Source organism: Akkermansia sp. GGCC_0220 (assembly GCF_017566105.1).
In the GTDB taxonomy this organism is placed as follows: Bacteria; Verrucomicrobiota; Verrucomicrobiia; order Verrucomicrobiales; family Akkermansiaceae; genus Akkermansia; species Akkermansia massiliensis.
In genome coordinates this window covers 129,434-143,240 of record NZ_JABFCI010000005.1, presented here as the reverse complement: position 1 = coordinate 143,240, position 13,807 = coordinate 129,434, and the positions used below count along the sequence as shown (strand labels likewise).

Genomic DNA, 13,807 nt, shown 5'->3' with positions numbered 1-13,807 from the left:
CCGGATTTTCTCTCCGGTGGCCCTTCCTCCTTTATGGATTCACTGGCATACATGCTCGCCTCCGGCGGCGATGACGACAGCCTGAAGCTCTGGTTCTGGCTGATCGTGGGGGCGATCTTTCTCATCAAGAAAGTAATTGAGTTTTTGAAACCAAAAGAAAAAGATGAGGAAACGCCCGTCCTGGACACGGAAGACCATCATGAAAAACGCGTGAAGGAAGTCATTGCGGAAATGCGCCGGACCAATCCGCAGCCGCGGCAGCCACAGCCGGCACGGCCACAGGCTCCGGCGCGCGCTCCGCGCCCCTCCGCCCCACCCGTGGAGCTTCCCACTCCCGCCGTGGCCCGCAAGCGCCGTCCTGAACCGGAACCCAAGCCGGAGTGGACGGCGGAAACCGCCCAGCAAACCGCCCAGAACGTGCTGGAACGCTACGTAAAGGCCACGGAAGAAGCCCGGCAGTCCATGCGTTCCCTGTCTGACGCGGAACAGGCCGCCCTGCATCGTTTGCAGGAAAGGGAAATGAAGGAAAGCCGGCCTGAACCGCTTCCCACGGTCGCCGCGTCCGAACCTCTTTCCCTGAAAAACTCCCTGCGCCGTTCCCAATCCTTGAAAACGGCCATTCTTTATCAGGAAATCCTGGGCAAGCCCAGAGCGCTCCGGGGCATTTCCTTCAGCGGGGAATAATAGAGGGGAGGAGGGGGTTTCTCCCTCCGTCCATTCAAAAACCGGTTTTTCCTGGATTTGAAGGAAAGTTTTCAGAATATTTTTTATCGGGAAGGTTGTATGAAGGCCGGGAAACCGGACAAGTCCGGCTGGATGGAAAGCTCATCTTGAAGCCCGCAGGGCGGGTAAATCTGGAAGATGGACGAATCAACCTTTCATTCCCAGTTGGAGGCGCTCGTCCATGCCGCGGCAACTCCTGCCTTTTTCTTCATTCCCCCTTGCCTGGAAAGGAAAGGGGAGGTACCCTTCACCCGCAATGACAGATTCACCTTTGCAGATAGCCGGACGCCAATTCACCTCCCGCCTGATGGTGGGAACGGGAAAGTTTTCTTCCAATGAGAGCATGAAAAAAGCTCTGGAAGCTTCCGGCTCCCAAATTGTGACGGTGGCTCTGCGCCGGGCGGACCTGACGGGCTCCCATGACCCCGCCGCCAATATTCTGGATTTCATCGACCCTGAAAAATACCTTATTCTCCCGAACACCAGCGGAGCGACAACGGCGGAAGAAGCCGTGCGACTGGCGCGACTGGCGACGGCAGCCGGACTCCCCAACTGGATCAAGCTGGAAATCCATCCGGACGCCCAGTATTTGATGCCGGACCCCATTGAAACGCTGAAAGCGGCGGAAATCCTGGTCAGGGAAGGCTTCACGGTGCTTCCCTACATCAATGCGGACCCCGTGCTGGCCAAACGCCTCCAGGAAGCCGGAGCGGCAGCCGTCATGCCTCTGGGCGCTCCCATAGGCACCAACAAGGGCGTGCTGACCAGGGAGCTGATCAACATCATCATTGAACAGGCCGTCGTGCCCGTAGTGGTGGACGCCGGGCTGGGAGCCCCCAGCCATGCGGCGGAAGCCCTGGAGATGGGGGCGGACGCCGTGCTCGTCAATACGGCCATCGCCGCCGCCGGAGACCCCGCCTCCATGGCGGAAGCGTTCGCGCTGGCCTGCCGCGCCGGGCGCATGGCCCATCTGGCCGGCCTTCCCGCCGTTTCCGCCCGGGCTGCCGCCACCAGCCCCCTCACTTCCTTCCTGCATTAAAAGTGCAACGGGAGGGAAAGCGTTTCTTTCCTAACCCCCCACAGCCTAGGAAGCCTTGGAAGCCCCCTTCGCCAGCTTTTTGCGAATGAAAAATTCCAGAATGAAACAGGCGGCCACAAACAGGAGGATCAGCGGAATCAGATAAGGCTGGCTGAAGAACATCTGGTAGAAAAAGGCTCCCAGAATAAACAGCATCAGCAGGAACCCGAGGATGATCAGCAGCACGTTCCCCTGCGTCTCTTTCCGGAGCCGCCAATGGGCAACGAACACCGCCAGGTAGCTGATCAGGAAACAGGCGCCCGCCAGATTGGCGATGGCTACCAGGTTAAAGGCATTCGTCATCACCAGAATGCCCAGCAGAAGATAGAAAAAGCCTTCCGTGCCGCTGCCCCAGAAAGGCTGCTTGAAGATGGCTCCCAGCTGACCGTTGTGCGCCAGTGCCCGAGAAATGTCCAACATGCTGAACATGGTGGCGTTAATGGCTGACGCCGTGGCAATGAGCGCCGCCACGGATACGGCCATGAAGCCCCACACGCCCAGCACGGGATAGGCGGCCTGCGCCACGGCGGTTTCCGTGTGGCTTTCCAGGGAAGTGGCGGGAACGTTGGTCAGCACTACGTAGGAAAGCACCAGGTACAGAACCAGCACAATGCCGATAGCCAGGAAAATGGCCTTGGGCAATGTTTTGGAAGGATTTTTCAGATTGCCCGCCGTATTGGCCATCATGCCGTAGCCGGCAAACGCGAAAAACGTCAGTCCCACGCTCCCCAGCAGCCCGTCCAGTCCTTTCACCGGAATGGGGTCCGCGCCCACTGGCACGGAAGAACCGAAGCTGGCAAGCATCAGAACCGTCAGAATAAGCAGCTTGAACGCCACCATCACCACCTCCGACTTCCCTACGGCCTTGGCTCCTCCCATGTTCAATGCTCCCAGCAGCAGAATGGCCACGCTGGCGAAAAGGGCGGTGGAATAGATGTTGGTTAATTCGTCCGGCAAAAACAGGCGGGACGCATAGGCCCCGAAGGACTTGGCGACCAGGGCCACGGTAATGACCAGCGTTCCCAGGTAAATCAGCGTCAGCGCGCCGGAGAGGGTCTTATGGGAAAAAGCCTCGTTGAAATAATCCATGATTCCTCCGGAACCGGGATAACGGGAACCCAGCTTGGCGTAGGTATAACCGGAAAGCAGGGCCGCGACGCCTCCCAGCAGGAAGGACCAGTACACGTTTTTGCCCGCCATCAGGGTCGCCTGACCCATGAGGGCGAAAATTCCCGCTCCTACCATGGAACCTATTCCCAATGCAATCACGCTCCACAGGGATAAATATTCTTTTGGAGCCTTCCCGTGCATAAGGGAATTAGAGAGCTTACAGGGACGGAACGTTGACCTTTCCATACGAGATGACACGTCCTGCCGGTCCGGAACGCCCCGCAGCGTCATCATGACTATTCAGGCACGGCTTTCCCCTTGAACCGTCCGCAGGCGGCATGTAGGGTACGGCTGATGATCAAAACCGCCATTTTTGATTTTGACGGAACGCTTGCGGATACCATACCCCTGTGCCGGGAAGCCTTCCGCCGCGCCGTCCGGGAACTGGACGGCAGAACGTTGACGGATGAGGAAATCGAACGCCAGTTCGGGCCGGATGACCTGGGCGTCATCCAAAGACTGCTTCCCGGAAAGCCGGAACTGCACGAAAAAGGCAGGGAACTGTTCCTCCGCTATTACCGTGAGCTGCATCCGGAACTGGCGCCCACTCCCTTCCCCGGGGCGGCCGGACTGCTGCACGCCCTGCGCAGCCGCGGCATCCGTCTGGCCATGGTCACCGGCAAACGCCTGGAAAGCGCGGAGATTTCCCTTCAATTTTTCCATCTGGCCGAGTTCTTCCCCATTCTGGAAACAGGCTCCCCTGAGGGCGGCGTGAAGCCGGACCGCATCAGGCGGGCGCTGGACCGCCTGGACTCTTCCGCCGGGGAAGCCATCTACATCGGGGATTCCCCCACGGACGTGGACGCATGCCGCGCCGTTCCCATCCGCATTCTTGCCGCAGGATGGGCCGCGGAGGCGGATGTAAAGGGGCTCGAAGAACGGAAGCCTGACTACCTCCTGACCCGCTTTGAAGACCTGGACCGCTTTTTCCGGGAACATGATGGGAATGAGGGCCTTTAATATTGCAATCCCGCAGGAAATCGGACACCATTACTCACCCCGTTAACACCAATCCTTCCATGACTCCTCAGAAAGAATCCGGAAAAGAGGGCCTGAAAATCCTGCTCATGCTCGCCAGCGTCATCGTCATCACGGCCGGGCTGCAGGCGGGGAAGCCGGTGCTGCTCCCCATCGTCCTGTCCGGCTTTCTGGCGATCGTCAGTTACCCGCTGACCACTTTTTTCAAGGGCCGTCTTCGTTTTCCGCACTGGCTGGCGGTAACCTTCACGGTGATCATGGACTTCGGCATTCTTGTGGGCCTGGCCTATCTGGCCCAGTACCTGGGGCAGGACCTGGCCCGGACGGTCACGGTCAAATACCAGCCCCTGATGATGGAGAAAATCCACGAACTCCGCGCCTTCCTCATTGAACGTGACTGGAACAATCTGGCGGACCAGATGCTTCAGGAACTCCCGGACCTGCTCAACGGGCAGCGCATCGTGGCGTTCTCCACGGGGGTGATGGGACAGCTCGCCTCCATGCTGACCTTCACCACCCTGATTCTGATCCTGATGACCTTCTTCCTGGGGGAAGCCCCTCGCTTCCGGATGAACATCAACAAACTGGGCAACAACAGCGACACGGGAATCCGCAAATTTTCCAAAGCTCTGGCCGGAGTCCAGAAATATCTGATTATCAAGACCTTCATTAGCGCAGCCACCGGACTGCTGGCCTTCCTGCTCTGCTACTACATGAAGGTGGACTTCCCGCTGCTGTGGGGCATCGTGGCCTTCGCGCTCAACTTCATCCCCACCTTCGGCTCCATCATCGCGGCCATTCCCCCCACCTTGCTCGCCATGCTCCTGATCAGCTCTACGGCCGGCATCATCGTAGCCGGCGGCTACCTGGTGATCAACACGGTCCTGGGGAGCTGCCTGGAACCCATGCTGCTGGGCCGCCAATTCGGCATCGTGACAAGCATGGTCCTGCTCTCCGTCATCTTCTGGGGCTGGGTATGGGGCCCCATCGGCATGCTGCTGGCCGTCCCCATCACCATGCTGATCAAGCTCGGGCTGGAAAGCTCCAAGGATCTCGCCTGGATCGCCCAGCTCATCGACAACCCCCCTACGCCCAGATTCCCGCTCCCTCCTCTCCATTCCGGGAAAACCAACGAAAGCACAACCAAGGAATAATCCATGCATTCATTCGCATATAAAAACGGCACGCTCTACTGTGAAAACGTCAACCTCCAGGAACTGGCGGACAAGGAAGGCACCCCCCTGTACGTCTACAGCAAGCAGACCATTCTGAACCATTTCCACCGCCTCAGGGAAGCCCTGGCGCCCCTTAACGCGGAAGTGGCCTACGCCGTCAAGGCCAGCTCCAACATCGCCATCCTGAACCTCATGGCCCGCAATGGCGCGGGGTTCGACATCGTTTCCGGCGGAGAACTCTTTCGCGTCCTCAAGGCCGGCGGAGACCCTTCCAAATGCACCTATGCCGGCGTGGGAAAAACAGAGGCGGAAATCCGCTACGCCCTGGAACAGGGCATTTACTGCTTCAATGTGGAATCGGAGACGGAACTGCGCGCCATTGACGCCATCGCCGCGTCCATGGGAGTAAAGGCTCCGGTAGCCGTGCGCGTCAATCCCAATGTGGAGGCGGGAACGCACAAATACATCACCACCGGGAAGGCTGAAAACAAATTCGGCGTGGACTTTGAACTCATTGAACCTCTTTACGAGATGGCGGCCCGCGAACTTCCGAACCTCCAACTCAAGGGCCTGCAGATGCACATCGGCTCCCAGCTCACCCAGGCGAAACCCTTCCTGGAAGCCGTCAGGAAAGTGGCTCCGCTGGCCGCCGCGCTGAAAGAAAAGCACGGCATCGAATTCTTCTCCATCGGCGGCGGCATCGGCATCGTTTACCAGGATACGCTGGATTCCGGCGTCAAGGAATGGTGGAATGAAGACTGCGCCCAGCTCACGCTGAGCACTTACGCCCAGGCCGTCGTTCCCACCCTCCAGCCTCTGGGCCTGCATATCATCGTGGAACCGGGACGCCTCATCGTGGGAAATGCGGGCGCGCTCATCACTCGCTGCCTGTATGAAAAGACTGGAAAGGCCAAAACCTTTAAAATCGTGGATGCGGGCATGAACGACCTCATCCGCCCCGCCCTCTACCAGGGGTATCATGAAATCATCCCGGTCAGGGAACACCTCTCCGAATCCTGCATTACCACGGACGTCGTCGGCCCCATCTGCGAATCCGGGGACTTCCTGGCCCAGAACAGGGACATGACGGACGTGCGCCAGGGAGAACTCCTGGCCGTGCTGTCCGCCGGCGCCTACGGTTTTTCCATGTCCTCCAACTACAATTCCCGCCCCATGGCGGAAGAAGTGCTGGTGGACGGAAACCAGTGGAACGTCATCCGCAGCCGCCAGACCTGGGAAGACCTCATCCGGGGGGAATCCATTCCGGAATAACCTCCCGCGCTTCATCTTTCCCCACTTTCAAAGGGGCGTCTCACGAAGATAAAAACCGGAGGAGGGACGTCCCTTTTCCTATTATTCCATGTTGACGGAAAAAATCATTTTCCCTTTCCTCCACGCTGTCGCTTCACTTTCATCCTTCCGGCGGCAGCGCCGCCTTCAGTAATACTAATTCGGTTCCATGCCATCATTGGCCTGCCAGGGGAACATGACGGCATGGAAAATCCTTCCACCCGGTACGGGACGAGAAAAAAGATATTTTCTCGCCTCCCTGGCCGTATACTGGAAATGAAATACTACCTGCGGACAGCATGCGGCATCATCCTGGGAACAATGGCCTGTGTGCAAGGCCTGGGAGCGACGGCCCATCATGACAGCTGCATTCAGGAAGGCTGGAAAGAAGAAATTCCCCAGCCGGTTTACCCTGACAAAGACCTCGTGGATCTTTACCATAAAACATGGGAAATCGCGGCCGGACGGGTAAGAAAAGGCCCTGAGGGCCTCCCCGGCTCGCCCTACATGGATGAAAACTGTTACGAAGACCAAATCTGGATTTGGGATACCTGTTTCATGGTGCTCTTTGCCAAGTATGCGCCGAACTCATTTCCCGGAGAAGGAAGCATGGACAATCTGTACAAGCCCATTTGGGATAAGGAAAAAACTCCGCTTCGCATTCACCTCGTGGACAATCCTCCGTTGTTCGCATGGGTTGAAAAGGAATACTACGACTTTACCGGAAACAAAAACCGCATCCATGAAATCCTGAATCGGAAACAGTACCTTCAAAAACATTTTGACTGGTTTGCCAATGCCAAAGCGGGAGAACGTTTCGAATGCTCTCCCCAAAACATCCACCTGAACGCCATTGGTGAAGATGGTTTTACATGGACGGGGGGCGCCAGCGGAATGGACAACACGCCCAGAGGCCGGGACGCAGGCGGCTACAATAAGATTCTATGGATTGACGCCATTTCCCAGCAAGCCCTGAGCGCACGCTGCATGGCCCAATTGGAACAATCACTGGGCAATGCAGGCGCAGCCGGGAAATGGGAGGCCGTCTACCGCAAGCTGAAAGACAAAATAAACGAACTGTACTGGGATGAGCAGGACGGGTTCTACTATGATGTGGCGATAGAAAGCAGGCAGCCCTGCCGCATCAGGACAATGGCCTCCTACTGGCCGCTTTTAGCCGGAGTTGCTTCGCCGGCCCAGGCGGAAAAAATGGTAAAATACCTTCGGGACCCGCAGGAATTCGGTGGAAACTACCCGACGCCCACCCTTTCCCGCAGGGATAGGGATTACCATGACCAAACCGGGGATTACTGGCGCGGCGGCATCTGGCTGCCCACCACGTACATGACTGTCAAGGCGCTTGAAGAATACGGCTACCATGAGGAAGCCGACATGATCGCTGAAAAAATCATCCGCCAGCAGCTTGCCGCTTACCACGGCATCAAACCGCACACGATATGGGAATGTTACAGCCCCAGTGCCAACGAGCCGTCTACCGAACATGGCCGCAGGGCCCGTCCGGAATTTTGCGGCTGGTCGGCGCTGGGCCCCATTTCCCTCTTTATTGAAAACGTTCTGGGATTCCATAAGGTTTCTGCACTCCGGAATGAAATCCAGTGGAGATTGAAAAGGGAGAAAGGCAGGCACGGATTAAAAAATCTTCATTTCGGGACGACTACCACCGACATCGTTTTTGACGGCAAAAACACCGTTGACGTCACAAGCAACAACCCTTATTCCCTGGTGATTAACGGTAAAAAATACGCCATCAAGCCCGGAACCGCCTCCATCACCCTGAAATAACACACCCGGCCGGACATTCCCGGATCTCCAAAAAAATCCGTGCCACGGCCTCAGCCCTGCAGCTTTCCGGTCCACCCCGGCACCGGAGACAGGACTTCTTTATTCCCTCCAGGGCAAATCCCGTAAAGCCGCCTTGTAAACACCCGCGGAATATACTATTTACGTTAAAAATTTTCCATCCCTTTTTTCCTCATGTTTTCCAAAAGCCTCTTTCTAGCCGCAGGCCTCCTGTCCGCGTCCGCCGCCTTCTCCCTGCCCTCCAAACCCGTACCGGGCGACCCGGCCATCATCCCCCTCCCATCCGCGCTGGACGTGGAAAAAAACAAGCCGGGATTTCTGGTCAGCAACACGCTGCCTGTTTCCAAAACGGGAGACAAAAGCTGCATTGCCTCCTTCGTGACGGGGTTCTCCAACAACCTCCGGCAAATCAAGGTAAGCCCGGCTCCTTCCGCGGCCAATGCCGTACAGATCATCCTGAAAAAAGACGCTTCCCTGTCTCCGGAATGGTACTCCATCAAGGTCTCCACGCAGGGCATCACCGTCTCATGCACGTCTCCCGCCGGAGCTTTCTATGCGGCGCAAACCCTCAAGCAGTCTCTGGAAAAGGATGCCGCCGGCCACTGGGCCCTTCCCTGCATGACCATCACGGACAGTCCGCGCTTCACGTGGCGCGGCATCATGATTGACAGCGGCCGCAATCCCCGTTCCATCGCGGAGCTGAAAACCATCATCGACCTGCTCGCCTGCTACAAGGTAAACACCATCCACTGGCACCTGACGGAAGACCAGGGCTGGCGGCTGGAAATCAAAAAATATCCCAGGCTCACCTCCATCGGCGCCACCCGCCCGGAAAGCCCCATTCCCGGCAACCGCAACAAGGGAGACGGCAAACCCTTCACCTTCTTCTACACCCAGAAGGAAGTAAAGGAGCTGGTGGACTACGCCAAACGCAGGCACGTCACCATCGTGCCGGAAATAGAAACGCCCGGCCACGCCGCGGCCGCCATCACGGCTTATCCCGAATTCGGCAACAAGGACATCCCCGGCTACAAGCCCCGGGTGGCGACGCGCTGGGGGATCCTCCCTTTCACGTTCAGCCCCACGGAACCCACCTTCAAATTCATTGACGGCATCCTAGAAGAAGTCTGCCAGCTCTTCCCGGATTCCCCCTACATCCACATAGGCGGGGACGAAGCCCCCAAGCAGCAGTGGAAAAACTCCCCCCAGGCCCAGGAAGTGATGAAGAAAAACGGCCTGAAAAACGAACAGGAGCTCCAGAGCTACTTCATCCACCGCGTGGAAAAGCTGGTCAACGCGCGCGGCAAGCAAATCATCGGCTGGGATGAAATCCGGGAAGGCGGCCTTTCCAAGACGGCCACCCTGATGGTCTGGCATGATCCCGGCATTGCCCGGGAAGCCATCAAGCACGGAAACAAGGTGATCATGACTCCCTTTGAAAGCACGTACCTGATCCGGCAGGAAGGGCCGCATCCGGAAGGCCCCGAATATGAAATGGCGACTTTCTCCACCATTCCCCTGCAAAAAGTCTATAACATGAATCCCGTTCCGAAGGGGCTCACCCCGGAACAGGAAAAAAACATCCTGGGCGTGCAGGGAAGCTGCTGGAGCGAATACATGACCACACTGGCCAAATGGCAGTACATGGTATTTCCGCGCATGTTCGCCATCGCGGAGCTGGGCTGGACGCAGCCTGGCCGCAAGGACTTCACAGACTTCAAGGAACGCCTGGACAGGCACAAGCCCTTCCTGGACGCGCAGCGCGTCAACTACCGGACGGACTCCGGAGAACCGGCGCAGCCGGAGGCGAAAATGATCCGCGAATGACCATGTCCCGCAAGAGCTCTGCAACCCCTGCGCGCGCCTGAGTTCAGCCTTGCCCTCCCGAAAAAAAACACCTATCATGTCCCCGTTATGCCAATAGCCACACCAGAACAATACATTACCATGCTTGAAACGGCCAAGAAGGAAGGCTATGCCTATCCGGCCGTCAACGTGACCACGATCGAAGTGATCAACGGCGCCCTCCGCGCCTTCTCCGAAGCCAAGAGCGACGGCATCATCCAGGTTTCCATCGGCGGCGGCAAATTCGCCTCCGGCACCTCCATCGGCAGTTCCGCCCTTGGCGCCATTGTTCTGGCGGAAGCCACGCGCCGCCTGGCTGAAAAGCACAACGTGCTTGTAGCCCTGCACACGGACCACTGCCAGCCCGAACACGTGGACACCTTCCTGCGTCCCCTGATCGCCGAATCCCGCCGCCGCGTGGAACGCGGTGAAGCCCCCCTCTTCAACTCCCACATGCTGGACGCCTCCACGCTGCCCATGGCTGAAAACCTCAAGCTTTCCCGTGAACTGCTGAAGGAATGCGCCGAACTGGGCATCGTCCTTGAAATTGAAATCGGCGTCGTGGGCGGCGAAGAAGACGGCGTGGACAACTCCGGCCACCCCGCTGACAAGCTCTACACCTCTCCGGAAGACATGCTGATGACGTATGAAGCCCTGGCCCCCCTCGGCAAATTCATGCTGGCCGCCACCTTCGGCAACGTGCACGGCGTGTACAAGCCCGGCCACGTCAAGCTGAAGCCCAGCATCCTGCGCGACGGCCAGGAAGCCGTGGTCGCCAAGCACGGCGAAGCGGCCCGCATGCCCCTCGTCTTCCACGGCGGTTCCGGTTCCGAACTCTCCGACATCCGCGAAGCCGTTTCCTACGGCGTAGTCAAGATGAACATCGACACCGATACGCAATACGCCTTCACCCGCCCGATCGTCTCCCACATGTGCGAACACATCAACGGAGTGCTCAAGATTGACGGTGAAGTGGGCAACAAGAAGGACTACGATCCCCGTTCCTACCTCGCCAAGGGTGAAAAGGGAGTCGCCGCCCGTCTCCAGGAAGCCGCAGACAACCTCATGTCCGCCGGCAAGACCCTCTTCGGCAAGATATAAACAGCCCTTCAACGGCTTTGATGCAATGCCCGGTTTCCCCAAAGGAACCGGGCATTTTTTTCGCTCTTCGGACTGCGGATAAGAAATCCGCCAACTGGACGACAGCGGAACATTTTCTTTGAACCATCCATTTAATGGGAGGTTTGGAAGAAAAAAAAGCAGGGGCGTTCTTTTCCCATCGCTCTGCAATCCTCCTTTCTCCTGCTGCTACCCTTTCTGCCTCAAAAAAACATGTTGTCTGCGGATTTCTTATTCGTTAATGTTCGTTCGACTTTAAGACTGACTCCTTTTCGACATGAGCAACGAACTCCGCATTTTTCCCCCCGAGGTCCACTCTCCACACAAAACAACGCTGAAAGCGGTCCTCTCCACAGCTGCAGGCCGGGAATTCCATCAATACATGGATATTGAATCCACCGGAAACGTGGACATTGACAAAGACGACTTGGCGGACGCCTGGTGCATCTTCTTCATCCATAAAATGATGGAAACGGGCGGCGAATTCTCCGTTACAGGGCCGGGGCGCCTGTCCCGTTCCCTGCTGGTCAATCTGGACCGCTACGCGGAAGCCTGGAACCGCTGGATGCCCAACGTCTTTCACCGCGTCACCATCCATGCCGCCGAGCGAGACGACTCCGCTGTTCCCCAGCGGGACGAAGCCATTTCCTGCTTTTCCGGCGGTCTGGACGCCTGCTTCACCGCCTACCGCCACCGGAAAGGCTTGGCAGGCCCCCAGACCCTTAATCTGACGGCCTGCGTGATGTTCCAGGGAGCGGACATTGCGGAAAACAACCAGGAACACTTTGACAAGGCTTTCTCCAAGGCCAGAGAATTGCTGGAAGACATCGGCATCTGCCAATTCTACCGCATCCGGACCAATTTCCGGAACATGGGGATGGATTACGAAATGACCTACCATACCATGCTGATGGGAGGAATGCGCGTTTTCACCTCCCGCTTCGGTTACTTCATGGCGGGCAGCGAAGGGTCCTATGACTCCTTCTCCTACCCCTGGGCCTCCAATCCCATCACGGACCACTATCTAGGCTCCCACAGCAAGGAAGCCGTCACGGACGGCATGGGGCATGATCGTACGGAAAAAGCCGGACTCATCGCGCAGTGGGATAAGGCCATGGCCCTGCTGAGATGCTGCTGGGAAGGTAAAGACGCGTCCGGCAACTGCGGCGTATGCACCAAATGCCGCCTGACCATCATGAACTTCATGGCCATGGGAGTGCCCAGGGACAAAATAACGTGCATGCCGCGCAACGCCATGAATGAAGATATCTCCCAAATTCAGTTTAACCGCCCTTTCCGCGTCCTCTATGCCCAGGAAATACTCAAGCATGCCAAGGCCAACGGACTGGGGCAGGAGCCCTGGGCGGTCACCTTGGAACGGCGGCTGGCGGAAAGGGATCTTCCGCCAACCGGCATGAGACATAAAATCCGCCAACTCTTCCAACACTCATGATCACGATTAACCATCCATCCGTACAGACAGAGGGAAATGCGGTTACCATCTCCTATCCCATTCTTCAGGACGGCCACGCGCCGCGCACGCTTTCGTTTACGGTAGACTCCCGTTTCCGTGACTTTTTGAATCCCGGCAGGGCGGATGGAGCCCTTGTGGCCCTGCTTCCATGGATTTCCCAGCAGGGCGGTCAGGTTCGCGTTCTTCCCGCCATCTCCGCGCACCTGTACCACTTCGGCATACGGCTCCTCTCCCATATCCTGACAGGAATAGGGCCTTTCCTGAAACCCGTTGAACTGGCGGGAGAAGTTCACGCGGAAGTTCTTTCCCCCATTCCCGGCTGCCGCATTGGTACGGGCGGGTCCCTGGGGGTGGATTCCCTGTGCACTATCGCGGAGCTGGAAAAGGCGGGGACGCCTGTCACCCACCTGTTCCACAATAACTGCGGCTCCCATTGGGGAAACCGGGAACTGCTTGAAGGCAGACGAAAGCTCAGCCGGAATTTTGCTGAAAAAAACGGTATGGAATTCGTCTGGATGGATTCATCCCTGTACGATTTTTATGGCAACGAGGGATATTTGAACTGGTTTCCCTTTTTGGATTCCGGCAGTGTGCTTGTCCTGAATGGATTAATGAATTCATACTGGACTTCCGCCACCTATCATATCAATCATCCGGATTTCACCACCAGGGACCGGAGGGATTACTGTGAATTCCATCTTCAATCCCACATTCTATCCGCGGCGGAAACGGAACAGGTACGTTTCCACCTGCATGGCCTGGATTTGGCAAGGTATGAAAAAACAGCCATCCTTGCCAATTATCCTCCTGCCTGCGACTTCCTCAATGTTTGTCTGGAACGTGCTTTCAACTGCGGCACATGCTTGAAATGCCGCCGTACGATTTCCCAGCTTTATCTGCTTGGTCATTTGCAGGAATTTTCCAAGGTTTTCAACTTGAGGGCTTTTCAAGACAAGCCGCTGCGCTTCCTCGCAAAAACGATTGTTCATTCAGGCCACTTCCAGCAGGAAATGCTTTATCTCTTGAAGCATTCCACGGTCCTTTCCCCATCTGAAAAACGGCAGGTATGGTTCCACTGCATCAGAAAGCAGCCTTCCCTGTTGTCCCGAAGTTCCCAGTAACCCAACCTCCCTT

At 57.2% G+C, this 13,807-nt stretch carries 11 protein-coding genes; 10 read left to right on the top strand and 1 reads right to left on the bottom strand.

Annotation, left to right across the window (positions count from 1 at the left end; translation table 11 throughout):
* Window positions 1-33 precede the first annotated feature (33 nt).
* Window positions 34-684 carry a hypothetical protein gene (locus tag HJW02_RS05520; RefSeq protein ID WP_102721570.1) on the top strand — a complete coding sequence of 217 codons (651 nt, stop codon included), beginning with the start codon at window positions 34-36 and terminating at the stop codon, window positions 682-684.
* A gap of 295 nt (window positions 685-979) precedes the next feature.
* Window positions 980-1,762: a thiazole synthase gene (locus HJW02_RS05515; protein ID WP_102721571.1), complete on the top strand. Its 783-nt coding sequence runs from the start codon at window positions 980-982 to the stop codon at window positions 1,760-1,762.
* Between the two features lie 45 nt (window positions 1,763-1,807).
* Here the strand turns inward: HJW02_RS05515 and HJW02_RS05510 are convergent, their stop codons facing one another.
* The gene (locus tag HJW02_RS05510) at window positions 1,808-3,112 is read right to left on the bottom strand and encodes an APC family permease (RefSeq protein ID WP_257228123.1); all 1,305 of its coding nucleotides are present in this window, start codon (window positions 3,110-3,112) and stop codon (window positions 1,808-1,810) included.
* Window positions 3,113-3,265: 153 nt separating this feature from the next.
* Between HJW02_RS05510 and HJW02_RS05505 the strand changes: the two genes are divergently transcribed.
* The 8 genes from HJW02_RS05505 (at window position 3,266) to HJW02_RS05470 (ending at window position 13,794) form a co-directional block, all read left to right on the top strand.
* Window positions 3,266-3,931, top strand: a complete 666-nt coding sequence (locus HJW02_RS05505) for an HAD family hydrolase (protein ID WP_022396360.1) — start codon at window positions 3,266-3,268, stop codon at window positions 3,929-3,931.
* Between the two features lie 59 nt (window positions 3,932-3,990).
* Entirely contained in the window at window positions 3,991-5,103 is a 1,113-nt protein-coding gene (locus tag HJW02_RS05500) for an AI-2E family transporter (RefSeq protein ID WP_102721706.1), read from the top strand.
* Between the two features lie 3 nt (window positions 5,104-5,106).
* Complete coding sequence (lysA, locus tag HJW02_RS05495) at window positions 5,107-6,396, top strand: diaminopimelate decarboxylase (protein ID WP_102721573.1); 1,290 nt, start codon at window positions 5,107-5,109, stop codon at window positions 6,394-6,396.
* A gap of 294 nt (window positions 6,397-6,690) precedes the next feature.
* Window positions 6,691-8,217, top strand: a complete 1,527-nt coding sequence (locus tag HJW02_RS05490; RefSeq protein ID WP_180971092.1) for a trehalase family glycosidase — start codon at window positions 6,691-6,693, stop codon at window positions 8,215-8,217.
* Window positions 8,218-8,409: 192 nt separating this feature from the next.
* Window positions 8,410-10,062, top strand: coding sequence for a beta-N-acetylhexosaminidase (locus HJW02_RS05485; protein ID WP_102721575.1), 1,653 nt, complete (start codon window positions 8,410-8,412; stop codon window positions 10,060-10,062).
* Window positions 10,063-10,149: 87 nt separating this feature from the next.
* Window positions 10,150-11,181: a class II fructose-bisphosphate aldolase gene (fbaA, locus tag HJW02_RS05480; RefSeq protein ID WP_102721576.1), complete on the top strand. Its 1,032-nt coding sequence runs from the start codon at window positions 10,150-10,152 to the stop codon at window positions 11,179-11,181.
* 400 nt (window positions 11,182-11,581) lie between these two features.
* Window positions 11,582-12,652: a hypothetical protein gene (locus HJW02_RS05475; RefSeq protein WP_102721577.1), complete on the top strand. Its 1,071-nt coding sequence runs from the start codon at window positions 11,582-11,584 to the stop codon at window positions 12,650-12,652.
* The gene (locus HJW02_RS05470; RefSeq protein WP_022396367.1) at window positions 12,649-13,794 is read left to right on the top strand and encodes a hypothetical protein; all 1,146 of its coding nucleotides are present in this window, start codon (window positions 12,649-12,651) and stop codon (window positions 13,792-13,794) included. The genes HJW02_RS05475 and HJW02_RS05470 overlap by 4 nt, the downstream gene beginning before the upstream one ends.
* Window positions 13,795-13,807: the final 13 nt, after the last annotated feature.